The sequence below is a fragment of the Actinomadura rifamycini DSM 43936 genome (genome assembly GCF_000425065.1).
GTDB lineage: Bacteria > Actinomycetota > Actinomycetes > Streptosporangiales > Streptosporangiaceae > Spirillospora > Spirillospora rifamycini.
In genome coordinates this window covers 423,760-440,614 of record NZ_AULB01000007.1, presented here as the reverse complement: position 1 = coordinate 440,614, position 16,855 = coordinate 423,760, and the positions used below count along the sequence as shown (strand labels likewise).

Below are 16,855 nucleotides of genomic sequence, written 5' to 3'. Positions count from 1 at the left end.
CACTGTACGTACCGTGACACGGCCCACAGGGGCTGTCAATAGACGATGGGACGGGCGGCGAACGTGACCTCCGACACTCCCGAGCGCCCGGTGCCCGAGCGGCGTCCGGCCCTCAACCGGGGACGGATCGTGCGCGCGGCGATCGGGCTCATCGAGCGGGAGGGCGCGGACGCCCTGTCGATGCGGCGGGTCGCGGCCGAGCTCGACGTCGCCGTGATGTCGCTCTACAACCACGTCCCCAACAAGAATGCCCTGCTGGAGGGCGTGGCCGAGCACGTCGTGGCCGGGATGGAACTGGACGACGACCCGTCCGCCCCCTGGCAGGACCGTGCGCGCGCGCTGGTGCGCGCCTTCCGGACGTTCGCGCACGAGTACCCGCGCTGCATGACGGTCGTCCTGACGCGGAAGTTCGACACCACGATCGGGCTGCGGCCCGCCGAGCGCGCCCTCGCGCTGGCCGAGGCGGCCGGGTTCGACGGCGCGACGGCGGTGCGGATCACGCGGGCGCTGATGGCGTACGCGCTCGGCACGCAGATGCGCGAGATCGGCTTCGGCAAGTGGCTGCATCACCTCGACACTAGCCCGGCCGCCGACTTCGCCCGGCTGGACCCCGGCGAGTTCCCGCACGTCATCGCGCTCGCGGGCGAGCTCTCCCGGCACGACCCGGAAGCCGACTTCGAGTTCGGCCTCGACCTGCTGATCGCCGCCCTGGAGGCGCTGCCCCGCGCCCGTCCGGCGCGGTAGCCGTCCGGCGCGGTAGCCGGTCGGCGGGGCGGCCGGTCGGCGGGTCAGCGGGTTTTCGGCGGCTCGGCGATGTACGGGCTCAGCCCGCTCCAGCAGAAGTCGGTCATGTAGCGCGCGGCGTCCTCGGCGGTCACGTCGGGCCGGCCGGTCTGCCACTGCGCGAGCCGCTCGCTCGCGCCCATGATGATCTGCGTGTAGGCCGCGACGACGTCGGCGGGGGCCTCCGGGACGAACGTGGTGAGGACGCCCGCGATCAGCCCGCTCTGCTGCGCGCGCGCCTCGTCGAGGGCTTTCATGGTCTCGGGCGGGCCGATCGGCTCGCGCAGGATCATGGCGAAGGACGCGCTGTGCGACTCGACGAACCCGAAGTAGGCGACCATGCCGCGCCACAGGATGTCGGCGGGGTCGGTCGCCTGGGCCATGGCCTTCTGCGTGACCTCGAACAGCTCGGTCTTGGAGCGGCGCATGCAGGCGAGCAGCAGGCCGTCCTTGGAGCCGAAGTGCTCGTAGAGCATCGGCTTGGAGACGCCGCAGCGGTCGGCGATCTCGTCCATCGAGGTGGCCTGGTAGCCGCGTTCGCCGAACACCTGCTCCGCGACGTCCAGCATCTGCCGCCGGCGCTCGGCACGGGACATCCGGCGTCGGTGGGGCGGTGTGGCGGCACTCACAGGGAAATCCTATCTGTTGGACCTACCGTCAGTAAGCTACTGCCGGTAACTTACCGGGAGTAGGTAACGGGAGAGGACGGTTATGAGCGAGCGCGCACCGGCGATCGTCATCATCGGCTCCGGATTCGCGGGGCTCGGCATGGCGATCGGCCTCAAGAAGGCCGGATTCCACGACTTCGTCATCCTGGAGAAGAGCGAAGCCCTCGGCGGCACGTGGCACGACAACACCTACCCCGGGTGCGCCTGCGACGTCCCCTCGCACATGTACTCCTTCTCGTTCGAGCTCAACCCCGGCTGGTCGCGGATGTTCGCGCCGCAGCCGGAGATCCGCTCGTACATGGAGCGGACGGCCGACAAGCACCGGGTGCGCGAGCACATCCGGTTCGGCGCGGCCGTCGAGAGCATGGAGTACGACGACGCGGCCAAGCGCTGGAACGTGGCGCTCGCCGGCGGGACGGTCCTCACGCCGAAGGCGGTCGTGTCCGGCATCGGCGCCCTGCACATCCCGTCCTTCCCCGACCTGCCCGGCATCGAGCGCTTCCAGGGCACCGCGTTCCACTCCGCCGAGTGGGACCACTCCTACGACCTCGCCGGCAAGCGCGTCGCCGTCATCGGGACGGGCGCGTCCGCGGTCCAGTTCGTCCCGCGGATCGCGAAGGAGGTCGAGCACCTCGCGCTGTTCCAGCGGACGCCGCCGTGGATCCAGCCGAAGCCCGACCGGGAGATCCCGGCGGCCGTCCGCACGGCGTTCGAGAAGGTGCCGGGCGCGGCGCGCGGGTTCCGCAACGGGATCTACTGGGCGCTGGAGGCCCGCGCCGTCGGCTTCACCATCGACCCGCGGCTGTCGGGCCCGATGGAGTGGCTCGCCCGCCGGCACCTGAAGCGGCAGATCCCCGACCCCGCGCTGCGCGCCAAGGTGACGCCCGACTACACGATCGGCTGCAAGCGGGTGCTGCTGTCCAACGACTACTATCCCGCGCTGACGAGGCCGAACGTGGAGGTCGAGACGTCCGAGATCGCGGAGGTGCGGGAGCACTCGGTCGTCACGCGGGACGGCCGCGAGTACGAGGTCGACTGCATCATCTACGGCACCGGCTTCAAGGTGACCGACGCGCTCGCCGAGCTGCGGGTGACCGGGCGCGGCGGCGTCAAGCTCCAGGAGCTGTGGGCGGACGGCATCGAGGCGCACCGCGGCACGACGATCCCGGGCCTGCCGAACTTCTTCATGCTGCTCGGCCCGAACACCGGCCTCGGGCACAACTCGGTCGTCTTCATGATCGAGGTGCAGATCCGGCACGTGCTGAGCTGCCTGCGGATGCTCCAGGAGAGCGGCGCGGACGCGATCGAGCCGAAGCCGGAGGCCGCGCGCCGGTTCAACGACCGGCTGCACCGGCGGCTGCGCAAGGCCGTCTGGAGCGACGGCGGGTGCCAGAGCTGGTACCTGGACGACCAGGGCGTCAACCGCACGCTCTGGCCGGGGCACACGTTCGAGTTCTGGGCGAGCGGCCGCAAGGCGCGGCCGGAGGAGTACACCCTCTTCCCGTGACCCGGGGCGGGCCGGGGCGGCGGGGGCCGCTCCGGCCCCCGCCCGCGCGGTCATTTCTCGGGGGCGAACATCGGCCGGTACCCGGCGATGAGCTGCCGGATCACCGGACGCTGCTGGGCCGGCGTCCGGCCGCGCAGCCCGTGGATCGGGTCCAGGCCGTCGTAGTAGGGGGCCAGCGCGAGGAACGGCAGCAGCGACAGGATCGTCGTGGCGAGGACCTCGAGGTCGGCGTCCGCGCGGATCTGCCCCCGCTCCTGCCACAGCTGCAGCGTCGGGTGGATGACCTGCAGGTAGTGCTGGTTGGCGGTGTCGCGGACGACGGACCGGACGGCGTTGTCGAGCTCGAAGTTCGTCGCCGCGGTGACGCCGCGCTCGAGCGGGTGCGCCTCCATGTACTCCGACCAGTCGCACATGACGTCGAACAGCCACTCGTCGAACTGCTGGTCGAAGTCGATGGCCGCCATGCGGCGCTCCATCTCCTCGCGGATGCGCCGGGACGCCTCGTCGCAGACGAACGCGAAGAACTCCAGCTTGTCGTTGAAGTACTGGAACAGCGAGCCCTTGGCGATGCCGGCCTCGCGCGCGATCGTGTTGAGGCTGCCGGTCGAGTACCCGTGTTCCCCGAACTCCTTCATCGCCACCTCAAGCACGCGCGCGCGCTTTGCGACGTTCAGGCGGAACCAGGTTGACGTCGGCATGGACCTCTTCGACTTTCCGTCAGGGAGCGGTAACCCGAAGGTCAGGATAACGGTCCCGCGCGTCCCATGTGACCCGAACGTCCCCGTCGTCCGGACGTTTCCGCCGGTCCGACCGCGCGTTCGCGGTGGTTCGACTACTTTCGCCGGACATGTGCGTATCAATGGCCGAGGCCGTATTCACCGGAACGACCCTGTATGGGTCCTGGTCGCCCCGGCGCTCGACGCCCACACCGGCGACCTGCCGAACGGCGGCTTCGCCATCGCCCGCGACGACCTGCTCGCGGGCCGGCTCGACCGGATCGAGCGCGTCCGCCCGGCCGGCTGACCGTTGACGGGAAGGCACCCCTCGGGGGTACCGTATGCGCGTTACGTGTACATCGTACGCCTACGGGAGGCGCCATGGGCATCACCACCGAGCGGGACCTCGCCGACTTCCTCCGCGACTACCCGCGCGAGATGGTCGCCGCCGAGAACGACCCCGGCGAGGTCCTCGACCGATACTTCGTCCGCGACTTCGCCTGGCGGACGGACGACATCGTGCTCGACCGCCAACGCGTCATCGACCACGCCCGTCCGGCGCGCAAGAACGCGGCCGAATCGGACGTCGAGGTCCACGGGGCGCTGGTGGACGGCGACCGGTTCGCCGCCCACACCACGATGCGCACGACGATGCGCAAGGGCGGCGTGCTGGTGACGGAGTCGCAGTTGTTCGGCCGGCTGGGGCCCGATGGCCGGATCCGGCGGATCGACCAGTTGAACCGGATGGACCGGGACGGCGACTGACGAGCGCGTTCACGCGCCCGTCCTGACGATCCGTAAGGAGGAATCACCCGCTGCAGTGAGCGATCGCCCGTCCGGCGTTCTCCGCCCTTGTCCGGCCCGTTCGCCCCGTGCTTGGATTCGATTCCGACAATTGTACCGATCGTCACTAGGCGGGGGAGGCGGACAGGTGCGTTCACGTTCGACCGGCGGAACACTGATCGCGGGAGTGGGCGCGGCGGCCGTCCTCACGGTGTCGGGAGCGGCCCCCGCGCTGGCGGAGCCGACACCGACCACGACGTCCACGGACACGACGCCGCCGCCGACCGACACCGCCACGCCCACCCCGCCGCCGGAGACCCCGACGCCGACGCCCACCCCCACACCGACTCCCACCCCGACCCCCACGCCCACCCCGACCCCCACCGACCCGCCGCCGACCCCCACCCCGACGGACGGGACGACGCCGCCGCCGACCACGACGCCGCCGGAGACCCCGACGCCCACGCCCACCGATCCCGGCGAGACCACCGGCCCCAAGCGGCTGGCCCTGGAGCTCTCCGCGACCGGGACGACCGTGCGGCCCGGCGGGTCGATCCGGGTGACGGCGCACTACTGGGCGTTCGGCGCCACCGCGAAGGGCGCCGCCGTGCGGGTGACCGCGCCGGGCGCGTCCGTCAGCCCGGCGCGGCGGAGCGTCGGAACGCTGGGCTCGGCGGGCGGGAACACGACCGTGACCGTCGCCGTGCCCGCCGACTCGGGGCCCCGCGCCGTGCGGGTGACCGTGGCGCTCTCCGCGGCCGGCATGAAGACCGCGACGCGCTCGTTCGACCTCGTCGTCACCGACCCGGCCGGCGCCGTCCCCGCCGACCTCGCCGCGCTGACCTCCGGGCCGCTGCCGCCGGTGACGCCGCCCGGCGTGCTGGCGGGGCTGCCGTCGTCGGTGCCGGGGCTGCTCGGCGACGTCCGGGCGCCGCGGGTCGCGCTGCCGCCGGTCGCGGCCCCGCGGGTCGCGCCGCTGTCGAACGCGGTCGTGCCGATGTCGAGCCTGCGGGGGCTCGGGGACGACGCGTCCCCCATCGAGGAGCTCGGCGCCCTCCAGGCGGGCGTGCTCGCCGCGCTCGGCTCGGCGGTCGTCCTGGCGCTGCTGCGGATCCGCCTCGCGCGCCGCGCGGGCCCGCCGCCGCGCCGCGTGTACGGCCGGACGTACGGGCGGGTCGACCGCCGCGGACGCCCGTCCAAGCACGGGGTGCGGATCGCGCTGCTGCCCGCGGAGCCCTACCGGCCCCGCCCCTGACCCGCGCCCCCGAGACCGAGCCCCCGAGGCCCCCGCCGTGACGCCCCGGTCAGCGCGCGAGCCGGATCAGGATCCGGCAGACCTCCTCGAGGATCTCGCCCGCCTCCGCCTCGTTCTCGGCGGTCGCGATCTCCCGCCCGGCCTCCCCGATCACGGTGGTGAGGACGAGCCCGAGCACCTCCTCGGCGCGTCCGGTCGCGGGCGGCTCGGCCGCGCGGGCCGCGCTGCGGCCGCGCAGCAGCTTGGTGTTGCGGGCGACCCACCGCTGGGTGCGGCTGCGCCGCATCAGCGACGACCCGGGCGGGCCCTCGCCCGCGAGGAACAGCCGCGCCGCCTCCCGGCGCTCCCAGCAGACCCGCAGGTACGCGCGGGCGCCCGCGATGAACTGGGCGATCGGGTCGCGCTCGCCGTCCTCGCGGGCCGCCGCGACGGCCTGCGCCGCGCGCCGCTCCTGCTCCCCGGTGAGCTCCTCCCACAGCGCCACGTACAGGCCGGCCTTGCCGCCGTAGTGGTGGTAGAGGCTGCCGACGCTGATCCCGGACCGCTCGACGATCTCGGCGATGCCCGCGTCGGCGTACCCGCGGTCGGCGAAGACCTCCTGGGCGGCCGTCAGCAGCGCCTGGCGGGTCGCGTCGGCGCGCGCCCACTGCCGTCCGCCGCCGCCCCCGGTCTCGCCGTTCGCCTCACCGGCCTGGCGCGTCCTGCTCGTCCGCATCCCCCCATGGTGCCAGGCGGGCGCCCGCGCCGCCGCGCGGCACGGGCGCCGCTGCCCGCGGTCGTCTCGGGGGACGGCTCAGTACCAGCCGACGCTCTGGGAGTGGCCCCACGCCTCGCACGGGGTGCCGTAGCGGGCGTCGATGTAGCTGAGGCCCCACGCGATCTGCGTGGCGGCGTTCGTCTGCCAGTCCGACCCGGCGCTGGCCATCTTGGAGCCGGGGAGGGACTGCGGGATGCCGTAGGCGCCGCTGGACGGGTTCTGCGCCCGCTCGTTCCAGCCGCTCTCCTTCGTCCAGAGGCTCTCCAGGGCGGACCAGCAGCCGCTCCAGCCCTTGAGCGCGTTCATCCGCTGGCCCATGGCCTTGTTCTGCGCCACGGACGTGTCGCCGCCGCCGGCGGGCGCGTTCGGGATGGCGCCGCCGCCGCCGGACGGCGTCTCGGGCTCCGGCTTGTCGAAGGTGCTCTTGACGGACTCGTCGCTGTCCTTCTCCGCCTTCTCCTGCTTCGCCTGCGCCTTCTGCTTCTCGTAGGCGCGCTTCTTGGCGGTCGCGACGGCGTCGGCGGCGACCGGGTCCATCGCGGACCCGCGCATGATCTCCAGCATCTCGTTGGCGGACATGCCCTCCGCCGCGATCGCCGGAGGCTCGCTGTCGTCCTCGCCGCCGCCGATGGGCACGAGCACCAGGACGGCGGCGACCACCGCCAGGCCCACCGCGGTGATGGTGACGTTGCTGGTGAGGACGCGCAGCACCGTGCCGCGGTTCGGCTTGAACCGCCCGGCGGCCTGCAGCGCGGGCGACGTCCGTCCGGGCGGGGCGTCCGCGGCGCCGGGACCGGGCGGGGCGCCCGGGCCGGGCGGCGGCCCGGCCTCGTACGGGACGTCCGACGGGTACTCGGGCGGGAACTGCGCGCCGGGCGCCTGGGCGCCGTCGGCGTACGGGTCGCCCGCGCCGTACGGGCCGTCCGCTCCGTACGGGGCCCCGGTGCCGTTCGGGTCGCCGGGGGCCTGGGCGTCGTGCGGGAGATCCTGCTGGGGGGCGTCCGCCTGCGCCTGCTCGCCACGCCCACCGCGGGCGAAGCGGGATTCCTTCTTGGGGCGTCTGCGGTTGCCGTGACTCTGGGGCATAGGAGAAGACTGCCTTATCGGCCGGGAGTTGTGTCCGGTTCGCCGATTTTAGGGGTGCGCGCCGCCCTGCGGATCACCGCTGTCGGCCGAATCGAAGAACTCCAGGTCGCCGACCGCGATCCGCGCCGCCTCCAGCCCGTCGAACAGCCCGTCGTGGCCCCCGCCGGCGAGCCCGGCGAGGGGGCTGCCGGGCGCCTCCAGCGCGAGGTTCGCCTCGTTGACGCGCTCCCGGCCCTTCGCGGTGATCCGGACGAGCGCGGCGCGGCGGTCGCGGGGGTGCCGGATCCGCTCCACCAGGCCGTCCGCCCGGAGCTGGTCGACGGTGAGCGTCACGGTCGTCGGATGCACCATCAGCCAGCGGCCGAGGGTGCTGAGGCCGGCCTGCCCGGAGCGGATGAGGGCGAGGGTGGTGAGGACGGCGTAGCCGGTGCGGCCGAGGTCGAACCGGCCGAGCTCCTCCTCCAGCGCCTTCTTCAGCAACTGGTTCAGGCGGCCCACCGAGCAGATGGCCATGAAAGGGCCCGGGTCGCCGCGGAGTTCCTGTCCGTCCCAGCGGTCCTTGATGCCGGTGACCAGCGGGTCCACGCCGTCACTCCCGTTCACGTCTGTGGTTCGTTGTGGCGGGGTTCGCACCCCGAGATCGTAGCTTCGGACAAAGGTGGATGTAAGTACTCGATTCTTAGACCTTCTTCTAATAGAGTGCGGCAGATCACAGGCGAGGCCCGCGTGCTCTGGCGAGCCGGGGCTTTCGCATGTGGTACCGGATCTCGGCCGAGACCGGAAGGCGCGCGAGAGGAACCTGGACGTCGCGCGCCCTTTTCCGGACGGCGGAGGGCCGGCGTATCGGATGAGCGCCGACGTCCGAGAACGAAGGAGGCTGGTATGACCCTTCGCCCCGTCCCCCAGGGGGAGGTCGCCGGCTGATGGCGCTGAGTCTGTCCCGGGCCCCCGATCTGGCGCGCAGGCGCGTCGAGCGCACCCTCGACGAGACCGGGCTGCTGTGCGTGACCCTCCTGGAGGGGCTGCGCCGCAGCTGGGACCTGCGCCAGTGGTGGGGCGAGTTCATCGAGCAGTGCTGGTTCCTCGCGCGGGTCACCGCCGTCCCGGTCATGCTGATCGCGGTGCCCCTCGGCGCGACGATCTCGCTGCAGGTCGGCGACATCGCGCGGCAGCTCGGCGCCGCGTCCGGCACCGGCGCGCTGCTCGTCGCCGCGATGATCCAGCAGGTCGCGCCGCTCGCGGCCGCGCTGCTGGTCTCCGGCGTGGGCGGTTCGGCGATGACGTCCGACATGGGCGCCCGCAACATCCGCGACGAGCTGTCGGCGATGGAGGTCATGGGGATCAACCCCGTGCACCGCCTCGTCACGCCGCGGCTGTGGGCGGCCAGCACCGTGTCCGCGCTGCTGTGCTCGGTGGTGATCCTCGCCGGCGTGCTCGGCGGCTTCTACTTCAACGTCATCCAGCAGGGCGTCAGCCCCGGCGCCTTCTTCGACGGCGCCACGACCCTCCTGCAGTTCTCGGACCTCGTCGTGACCCTGTTCAAGGCGTGGGTGTTCGGCTTCGTCGCCGCCGCCGTCGCCTGCTACATGGGCATGAACTGCGACTACGGGCCCGTCGGCGTCGGCCGCGCGGTCAACCGGGCGGTGGTGGTCACCTCGATCGTGGTGTTCGCCATCAACTACGTCGTCGAGATGGTCTACCAGGTCCTCATCCCCCGGAAGTTCTAGATGGTCGCCATTTCCCCCGTACGCAAGCTGGGCCGGGCCGTGCAGACGCGGACGGCGGGCCTCACGGCCTCCGCCAACCTGCCGGTGTTCCTCGGCCGGGTCCTCTACCACCTGTTCTTCGACATCATCATCCGCCGCAAGTACGGCAAGACGCTCGCCAAGCAGGTCAGCGACATCACCGTCGGCGTCGGCGCGCTCGTCATCGGCGGCGGCATGATCTTCGTGATCGCCACGATGTCGCTGGCGACCGGCGCGATGGTCGGCCTCCAGGGCTACCCGGGGCTGGAGCGCATCGGCGCCGAGGCGTTCACCGGGCTGATCTCCAGCTACTCCAACGTCCGCGAGGTCACCCCGATCATCGCGGGCGTCGCGCTGGTCGCGCAGGTCGGCACCGGCTTCACCGCCGAGATCGGCGCGATGCGGATCTCCGAGGAGATCGACGCGCTGGAGGTCATGGGGATCAACTCCCTCGCCTACCTGGTGTGCACCCGGGTCGCGGCGGGCGTCATCGCGCTCGTCCCGCTCTACCTCGTGTCACTGTTCATGGCGTTCTTCGCCACGCGGTTCATCACGATCCAGTACTTCGGGCTGTCGCCCGGCATCTACGACTACTACTTCCACCTCTACCTGCCGCCGATCGACGTGTTCTACAGCGTGATCAAGGTGGCGATCTTCGCGTTCATCATCATGTTCGTCCATTGCTACCGCGGCTACTACGCCGCCGGCGGCCCGGTCGGCGTCGGCGTCGCCGCGGGCCGCGCGATCCGGGAGTCCACGATCCTGATGATCCTCATGAACCTGGTCCTGTCGTACATCTTCTGGGGCCACGGGAGCACGGTGGAGCTGACCGGATGAGCGACGAGACACTCTCCGCCCGCTCCCGGACGGTCTTCGGGCTGGTCGGCGCGGGCGTCCTGGCGGCGTCCGCGGCGCTGATCGCGGTCGGCGCGACGCAGGACCACGGCGGCTCCACGTACTACACGGCGCGGTTCGGGACGGCCGGGCAGGGCCTCGACCCCGAGAAGTCCGAGGTGAAGATCCGCGGCATCGAGGTCGGCACCGTGGCCTCGCTGGAGCTGCGCGACGACGGCCGGGTGAGCGTCCGGCTCCGCCTGGACGAGGGCGTCCGGATCCCCGACACGACCGTGGCGTCCATCGAGCCGGTGTCGGTGTTCGGGCCGAAGGACCTCACCCTGGACCTCGGCGCGCACGAGCTGAGCGGCCCCTACCTCGACGACGGCGGCAGCATCGCCCAGACCAGGGACCCGCAGGAGCTCGCCGACACGGCGTGGCCCACCTACGAACTGACCCAGGCGATCAACCCCGACGACGTCGCGACGCTGCTGCACACGTTCGGCACCGGGCTGTCCGGGCAGGGCCCGGCGCTGCGCCGGACGATCGACAACGGCGCGAAGGTCGTCGACGCGACCCACCGGAGCCGGGGGGTGATCCGGTCGCTGCTGAACGACATCGCCGGCGTCTCGCAGACGCTCGGCACCCGCGGCGACACGGTCACCGCGCTCACCGGCGACGTCAACGAGCTGTCCGCGGTGATCAACGAGAAGCCCGACAAGGTGACGCGGCTGCTGGACGAGGCGAGCGTGCTCGGCGAGCGGGTCGGCGGCACCCTGCAGCGGCAGGGCGGCAACCTCGGCGACGTCGTGGACGGCGCCGCGGACGTCGCCGACGTCGCGAACCGGCAGCTGCGCAACGTCCCGGTCCTGATCGACAGCCTGAACGGGTTCTTCCGGCTGCTCGCGAAGATCATCCGCATCCCGGGGCCGGACGGCACGATGATCGCGCAGGCGTCCAACCGGCTGCCGCTCGACATGTGCGCCATCATCCGCGACCTGTGCCCGACGACGTCCTTCGAGACGTCCTTCGGGAACGGCGCGAACGCGAACGGAACGAACACCACGAACAGCACCAACGGGACGAACGGAACCGACGGGACGAACGGGAGGCGGCCGTGAGCCGGCGGCCGCGCGGCAAGGCCGCGCGCGGTCCCGACCACCGGACGACGGCCAAGTTCGTCGTGTTCGTCGCGGTGACGGGCCTGCTGACGTTCTTCATCGGCCAGCAGATCCTCGGCACGTCGTTCGCCGACCGGTACCGGCTGACCGCGACGTTCGACGACGTCACCGGGCTGGTGGACGGCGACCTGGTGAAGGTCGCCGGCACCCCGGTCGGCCGGGTCGAGGGCATCGAGGTCGTGCGCGGCAAGGCCCGCGTGGAGATGGCCGTCGACACCGAGCTGAAGATCCCGGCGGACTCCACCGCCGCGATCCGCTGGCGCAACGTGATGGGCCAGCGGGTCGTCTACCTGGAGCCGGGGTCGAGCAAGGAGATGCTCGACGACGGCGACCGGGTGCGGCACACGCAGTCGGTCGTGGACCTCGGCGCGATCGTCAACAGCCTCGGGCCGCTCACCCGCAACCTCGACCCCGACCAGCTCAACAAGATCCTCTTCTCGTTCTCGCAGGCGCTCGAAGGCAACGAGCAGAACATCTCGGTGCTGACGAACAACCTGGACGTCCTGCTCCAGACGTTCGCGTCCCGCAAGGACACCATCAGCAAGATGATCGACGACTACGAGACGGTCAGCGGCGCGGTCGCGACGCGCGACAAGCAGATCGCGGCGAGCATCGACAACCTCGAGTCGCTCGTCAAGGTGTTCGCCGACAACCGGCAGCTCCTGGAGAACGCGACCGTGCAGATCGCCGGCGTCACCACGAACCTGAACCGGGTGCTCGGCGGCAACGACGCCCAGCTCGCCCGGATCATCCGGAACCTGGGTGAGCTGAGCGAGACGTTCCGGCTGAACGTCGACCAGCTCGAGCAGATGGTGCAGCGGCTCCCGCTGACGCTGCGGCAGCTGTTCTCGGCCGCGAACGGCGGGCACTTCCTGCGCACCAACGCGCTCTGCCTGAACATCGTCCAGGCGCCGTGCCCCTTCGAGATGGAGCTGCCGAAGGCGCCCGGGACGGACGAGCCCACGCAGCAGGAGCTCGACAAGCTGCGGGCGATGCTGACGAAGGGGGGCGAGTGATGGCGCTGAAGTCGCTGCGCGACGTCAACCAGAAGCTCGTCGCGATCGTGACCCTCGCCGTGCTCGGCGCGTCCGTGACGTTCGCGTTCGCCGTCGGGCAGCTGCACCTGTTCGACCGCGGCTACACGATGAGCGGCGAGTTCACCGACGTGGCCGGCATCAAGGCGGGCGACGACGTGCGGGTCGCCGGGGTGAAGGCGGGCCGCGTCACGGGCGTCGAACCGGACTTCGACACCGGCAAGGTGATCATCACCTGGCATGTGGACGCCGGGATCGACCTCGGCCGGCAGACCCGCGCGGAGGTCACCACGACGACGCTGCTCGGCGGCCGCTACCTGAAGCTGTCGGGCCCGGTCGCGAAGCCGTACCTGGAGTCGCTGCCGGAGTCGCGGCGGCGGATCCCGCTGGCGCGCACGAGCGTCCCGTTCACCGTCCCGGACGCCCTGGAGGGCGCGCACGACATCGTCGGGCGGCTCGACCAGGAGAACATCGACAAGCTGCTCACCCAGATCAACAAGATCGAGTCGCCGGGCGCCAAGAAGCTGAACCGCATCCTGGTCAACCTCCGGGACGTGTCGGAGATGCTGAACGACCAGGCGCCGCAGATCGAGAAGCTGATCGACAACGGCAAGCAGATCACCGGGACGCTGGCGAGCAAGGACCAGCAGCTCCGGGAGATCATCGATTCGAGCCAGGTGCTGCTGCAGACGCTCGTGCGGCGCCGCGACGAGCTCTCCGCCACGATCGGGCAGGGCAGCCGGACCGTGCGGACGCTGTCGAACGTCATCGAGAGCAACCAGAAGGAACTGGACAAGCTCCTCGGCGACCTGCACCTGCTCACCACCCGGCTCGCGCCCAACATGGACGCGCTGAACGCCGACTTCTCGCTCCTCGGCCCCACGTTCCAGCAGGTAGCGAACCTCAAGGGCGACGGGCCGTGGATCGAGGGGCTGCTCACCGGCCTCGGCCCCATCCAGCCGCCGGGGCCGATCTCCACCCGCCGCCCCGCGGGTCAGGGAGGCAACTGATGACGCGCCGCTTCCCCCGCGCCCTGGCCGCCCGCGGCAAAGCCCTCGCCGCCGTGCTGGGCCTCACCCTCGCCGCGTCCGCCGGCGGCTGCTCGCTCGTCCCGGCGTCCGACGACGGCCGCACGATGACCGTCTACTTCCCGAAGGCCCGCTCCTTCTACCCGGAGTCGAAGGTGAAGGTCATGGGCGCCGACGTCGGGCGCGTCGAGTCCGTGCAGAACATCGGCGACAAGATCAAGGTGACGTTCACGATCCGCGACGACGTCCCGCTTCCCCGGGGAGTGCAGGCGTCGATCGTCCCGCTGAACCTGATCGGCGAGCGCAACCTCGTCCTGCACCCGGCGTGGAAGCCGGGGCAGCCGAAGGAGAAGGCCGACGCGATCCCGATCGAACGCACCCACGTGCCCGTCGAGGTGGACGACGCGCTGAACGCCTTCACCAACCTCGCGGACGCGCTCGACCCCACGAAGATGCAGGGCGCGCTCGGCACCGCGGCCGAGACCGTCCAGGGCAACGGCCGCCAGTTCAACGCCACGCTGGAGCAGAGCGCCCGGCTGGTCGAGAACGTCGCCGGGCAGGACGAGGAGCTGATCGAGGTCGCCGAGAACCTGGACCGGCTCGCCGGGGTCGTCCGCGGCCGCGAGCAGGTGCTCGGCACGCTGATCCGCAACTTCGGCGAGGCGACGCGGGTGCTCAGCAGCGAGCGCGGCGAGCTGCAGGAGCTCATCAAGGGGATGCTGGTCCTCGCCGACAACGGCCAGGAACTCCTCGACAAGTACGAGGGGCAGCTCCCGTACGACCTGGCGGTGCTCACCCGCGCCGCGCTCGTCCTCAAGGGCAACTCCAAGGAGCTCGCGCAGCTCGTGGAGGTCATGCCGGGCATCAGCGACGCGCTCATCGGCGGCTACGACCCGGAGACGAAGTCGCTGTACATCCGCTTCGCGACGGACGCGTTCGTGCGGACCTGGCTCAAGGGGCTGATGGACACCGACGAGGTCGGCTGCCCGCTGCCCGCGCCCAACTCCAACTGTCCGTGGGACGACGAGGGAGGCAACTGATGCGCGGGCTGATCCTCGTCCTCGCGGCGGCCGTCGCGGTCGCGGTGTCCGGCTGCTCCTACCGGACGGCCGGCGCCCCGCAGGGCGACCTGACCCTGACGGCGACGTTCGACGACGTCCAGGGGCTCGTCGCCGGGCACAGCGTGCAGATGTCCGACATCAAGGTCGGCAGCGTCATGAAGGTCGAGCTCGTCGAGGGGTACCGGGCGGAGGTGACGCTGTCGCTCGAGGACGGCGTCCGGGTCCCGCAGGGCACCCGCGCCGAGATCAAGGTGACGTCCCTGCTCGGCGAGAACTTCGTCGACCTGCAGATGCCGCCCGGCGCGAGCATGGGCGCCGGGCCGTTCATCGCCGACGGCGGGAAGATCGCCGACACCCGGGTGCAGCCGGCGTTCGAGGACGTCGTCGGGCAGGCCGGGCCGCTGATCCAGGCCCTCGCGGGCGACGACCTCGCGAACGTCGTCAACGCGGGCGCGACGGCCCTCGACGGCAACGGCGAGAAGCTCAACATGACGATCGCCAAGGCGTCCGGCCTGGTGCAGGTGTTCGCCGACCAGCGGCGCGCGCTCGCCGAGTCGGTGGACCAGTTCGCGAAGCTGGGCCGCGACCTCGCCGAGCGCGAGGACGTCCTGGCCGAGGCGCCCGAGCAGATCGAGCGCACGACGCGGCTGCTGGACGAGAACAAGGAAAAGATCATCCACGCGGTGGACGAGCTGACCCGGGCCGCCCGCGAGCTGAACAACAAGGTGCTCGCGGGGCGCATCGAGCGGTTCCGCGGGCTGCTGCAGGACATCGATCCCGTGCTGGCCCAGCTGGGCAGCAGCCGGAAGCGGCTGACGACCCTGGTGGACGGCATGGTCGAGTTCGAGACGAAGATCCCGCTCGCCACCTACGACGGGCAGCTGCTGCTGTACCCGCTGCTCGAACTCGTCTGGCCGGACGGCACGCCGGTGATCCCGGGCGTCCGCGAATCCGCCGGCGGCGGGACCGGCGGAGGGACCGGCGGAGGGACCGGCGAGCAGCAGCGGAACGCCGGCTCCCCGCAGCTCCCCCGGGAGCTGGAGGGCCTGCTGCCGGGCCTCGAGAAGATGCTGGAGCCGCGCCGATGAAGAGACGGTTCGCGTTCGACCGCGTCACGATCAACCTGCTGGCGTTCGCCGTCCTCGCGGTCATCATGGTCGTGTGGGCGTTCGGCAACGTCGTGAAGTTCGACTTCATCGAGCGGCCGTACCAGATCTCCGTGGAGTTCGAGTCGTCGCCGGGCCTCCAGCCGGGCTTCGAGGTCGACTACCTCGGCCTCCGGATCGGCAAGATCGACTCCGTGGAGCTGGTGAAGGACAAGGTCGTCGTCACGCTCGACATCGAGCGCGGCGTCGACGTCCCCGAGGGCGTCACGGCGGCGGCCGCCCGCAAGTCGGCGGTCGGCGAGCCGGTCGTCGAGCTGACCCCCGGCCCGAAGTCCGCCGCCGCCGCGCCGCTGGAGGCGGGCGCGGTGATCCCGGTGTCGCAGACGAGCGTGCCGCCCAAGTACAGCGACCTGTTCGCCTCGGTCCTCGACACGCTGCGGGCCGTCGACCCGCAGGACGCCAAGGTGCTCACCCGGGAGCTCGCCGCCGGCTGGGAGGGCCGCGAGACCTCGCTCCGGCAGATCGTCAACGGCTCCGACCAGCTCACCGCGACGTTCGCGCAGAACACCGAGCTGCTCGACGGGCTCACCAAGGACCTCGGCCGCATCACCGCCGTCCTCAACCAGAACCGGGGCAGCCTCGGCGCCGGCGTCGACGACCTCGCCGCGCTGACCGCCGCGCTCGGCCAGGTGAAGGGCGACATCGCCGAGCTGCGCGACCGCGGCCCGAAGCTCCTCGACACCGTCAACACGCTGCTGGAGAAGACCGGCCCCGACTTCGAGTGCACGGTGCAGTCGCTCGGCGACTGGGGCCTGAAGCGCTACAACCCCGACATCCTGCGCGACCTGAACGACACGCTGGCCAAGGCGCCGCAGCTCGGGGTCGTCCTGCAGAACGTCATCGGCGGGACGGACGACGCGCCCATCCTGAACGTCGTGTTCATGCTCACCGTCCACAAGCAGGCGGCGCTGGAGTACAAGTACCCGCTCCCGCAGCCCGCCGTGAACAAGGTGCCGACCTGCCCCGGCGGGCGGATGCCCGCGGACACCGAGCAGGCCCCCTTCAAGGCCGAGAACCCCGGGGACACGATCCCGACGCACGATCCGTCCATCGGCCGGCAGGAGGAGTTGCGGGCGCAGCAGGCCGCCGCGCAGGAGGACGCCGGCGGCGGTCCGCCGCCGTGGTTGATGTACGTGCCCCCGGTGATCGCGCTGATGGTGCTGATCAGGGTCATGGCGGGCTCGGTGCCCGTGGTGTCCCGGCTGTCCCGGCTGCGCCGCCGGGACGAGGACTGAGAGCCTAAGGAGTTAC

18 protein-coding genes are annotated in these 16,855 nt (G+C 71.5%); 13 read left to right on the top strand and 5 right to left on the bottom strand.

The window, feature by feature from the left end; all coding sequences use genetic code 11:
• Positions 1 to 63: 63 nt before the first annotated feature.
• Positions 64 to 744: a TetR/AcrR family transcriptional regulator gene (locus tag H505_RS0104790; RefSeq protein ID WP_245592433.1), complete on the top strand. Its 681-nt coding sequence runs from the start codon at positions 64 to 66 to the stop codon at positions 742 to 744.
• Between the two features lie 44 nt (positions 745 to 788).
• On the opposite strand, the gene H505_RS0104785 is transcribed toward H505_RS0104790, so the two are convergent.
• On the bottom strand, positions 789 to 1,379 hold the full coding sequence (locus H505_RS0104785; RefSeq protein WP_051300235.1) for a TetR/AcrR family transcriptional regulator: 591 nt from the start codon (positions 1,377 to 1,379) through the stop codon (positions 789 to 791).
• A 115-nt stretch (positions 1,380 to 1,494) separates the two neighbouring features.
• Between H505_RS0104785 and H505_RS0104780 the strand changes: the two genes are divergently transcribed.
• Entirely contained in the window at positions 1,495 to 2,958 is a 1,464-nt protein-coding gene (locus tag H505_RS0104780) for a flavin-containing monooxygenase (protein ID WP_026401055.1), read from the top strand.
• Between the two features lie 50 nt (positions 2,959 to 3,008).
• Here H505_RS0104780 and H505_RS0104775 read toward each other — a convergent pair whose 3' ends face one another.
• A complete protein-coding gene (locus tag H505_RS0104775) occupies positions 3,009 to 3,593 on the bottom strand; it encodes a TetR/AcrR family transcriptional regulator (protein ID WP_233617448.1) in 585 nt (194 codons plus the stop codon).
• Between the two features lie 214 nt (positions 3,594 to 3,807).
• On the opposite strand from H505_RS0104775, the gene H505_RS49690 reads away from it, so the two are divergent.
• The 3 genes from H505_RS49690 (at position 3,808) to H505_RS0104760 (ending at position 5,712) form a co-directional block, all read left to right on the top strand.
• Positions 3,808 to 3,981, top strand: a complete 174-nt coding sequence (locus H505_RS49690) for a hypothetical protein (protein ID WP_157432903.1) — start codon at positions 3,808 to 3,810, stop codon at positions 3,979 to 3,981.
• Between the two features lie 74 nt (positions 3,982 to 4,055).
• A complete protein-coding gene (locus H505_RS0104765) occupies positions 4,056 to 4,439 on the top strand; it encodes a hypothetical protein (protein ID WP_026401053.1) in 384 nt (127 codons plus the stop codon).
• A 166-nt stretch (positions 4,440 to 4,605) separates the two neighbouring features.
• The gene (locus H505_RS0104760; protein WP_157432902.1) at positions 4,606 to 5,712 is read left to right on the top strand and encodes a hypothetical protein; all 1,107 of its coding nucleotides are present in this window, start codon (positions 4,606 to 4,608) and stop codon (positions 5,710 to 5,712) included.
• A 49-nt stretch (positions 5,713 to 5,761) separates the two neighbouring features.
• On the opposite strand, the gene H505_RS39860 is transcribed toward H505_RS0104760, so the two are convergent.
• The 3 genes from H505_RS39860 to H505_RS39850 form a co-directional block, all read right to left on the bottom strand.
• Positions 5,762 to 6,427 carry a TetR/AcrR family transcriptional regulator gene (locus H505_RS39860; RefSeq protein WP_051300233.1) on the bottom strand — a complete coding sequence of 222 codons (666 nt, stop codon included), beginning with the start codon at positions 6,425 to 6,427 and terminating at the stop codon, positions 5,762 to 5,764.
• 78 nt (positions 6,428 to 6,505) lie between these two features.
• On the bottom strand, positions 6,506 to 7,180 hold the full coding sequence (locus H505_RS52900) for an aggregation-promoting factor C-terminal-like domain-containing protein (RefSeq protein ID WP_482146146.1): 675 nt from the start codon (positions 7,178 to 7,180) through the stop codon (positions 6,506 to 6,508).
• Between the two features lie 423 nt (positions 7,181 to 7,603).
• A complete protein-coding gene (locus H505_RS39850) occupies positions 7,604 to 8,158 on the bottom strand; it encodes a MarR family winged helix-turn-helix transcriptional regulator (RefSeq protein WP_051300230.1) in 555 nt (184 codons plus the stop codon).
• 320 nt (positions 8,159 to 8,478) lie between these two features.
• On the opposite strand from H505_RS39850, the gene H505_RS0104740 reads away from it, so the two are divergent.
• From H505_RS0104740 to H505_RS0104705, 8 genes are read left to right on the top strand one after another with little or no spacing between them, the layout of a single operon-like run.
• Positions 8,479 to 9,282: an MlaE family ABC transporter permease gene (locus tag H505_RS0104740; RefSeq protein ID WP_026401051.1), complete on the top strand. Its 804-nt coding sequence runs from the start codon at positions 8,479 to 8,481 to the stop codon at positions 9,280 to 9,282.
• A complete protein-coding gene (locus tag H505_RS0104735) occupies positions 9,283 to 10,137 on the top strand; it encodes an ABC transporter permease (RefSeq protein WP_026401050.1) in 855 nt (284 codons plus the stop codon). It begins immediately after the preceding gene.
• Positions 10,134 to 11,255 carry an MlaD family protein gene (locus tag H505_RS39845; RefSeq protein ID WP_064743475.1) on the top strand — a complete coding sequence of 374 codons (1,122 nt, stop codon included), beginning with the start codon at positions 10,134 to 10,136 and terminating at the stop codon, positions 11,253 to 11,255. The genes H505_RS0104735 and H505_RS39845 overlap by 4 nt, the downstream gene beginning before the upstream one ends.
• On the top strand, positions 11,252 to 12,331 hold the full coding sequence (locus H505_RS0104725; RefSeq protein ID WP_026401049.1) for an MCE family protein: 1,080 nt from the start codon (positions 11,252 to 11,254) through the stop codon (positions 12,329 to 12,331). Before H505_RS39845 ends, H505_RS0104725 begins: the two co-directional genes overlap by 4 nt.
• Positions 12,331 to 13,359, top strand: a complete 1,029-nt coding sequence (locus H505_RS0104720; protein ID WP_026401048.1) for an MlaD family protein — start codon at positions 12,331 to 12,333, stop codon at positions 13,357 to 13,359. The genes H505_RS0104725 and H505_RS0104720 overlap by 1 nt, the downstream gene beginning before the upstream one ends.
• Positions 13,359 to 14,417, top strand: a complete 1,059-nt coding sequence (locus H505_RS0104715; RefSeq protein ID WP_051300229.1) for an MCE family protein — start codon at positions 13,359 to 13,361, stop codon at positions 14,415 to 14,417. The genes H505_RS0104720 and H505_RS0104715 overlap by 1 nt, the downstream gene beginning before the upstream one ends.
• The gene (locus tag H505_RS0104710; protein ID WP_034516563.1) at positions 14,417 to 15,526 is read left to right on the top strand and encodes an MCE family protein; all 1,110 of its coding nucleotides are present in this window, start codon (positions 14,417 to 14,419) and stop codon (positions 15,524 to 15,526) included. The genes H505_RS0104715 and H505_RS0104710 overlap by 1 nt, the downstream gene beginning before the upstream one ends.
• Entirely contained in the window at positions 15,523 to 16,839 is a 1,317-nt protein-coding gene (locus H505_RS0104705; RefSeq protein WP_026401045.1) for an MCE family protein, read from the top strand. The genes H505_RS0104710 and H505_RS0104705 overlap by 4 nt, the downstream gene beginning before the upstream one ends.
• Positions 16,840 to 16,855: the final 16 nt, after the last annotated feature.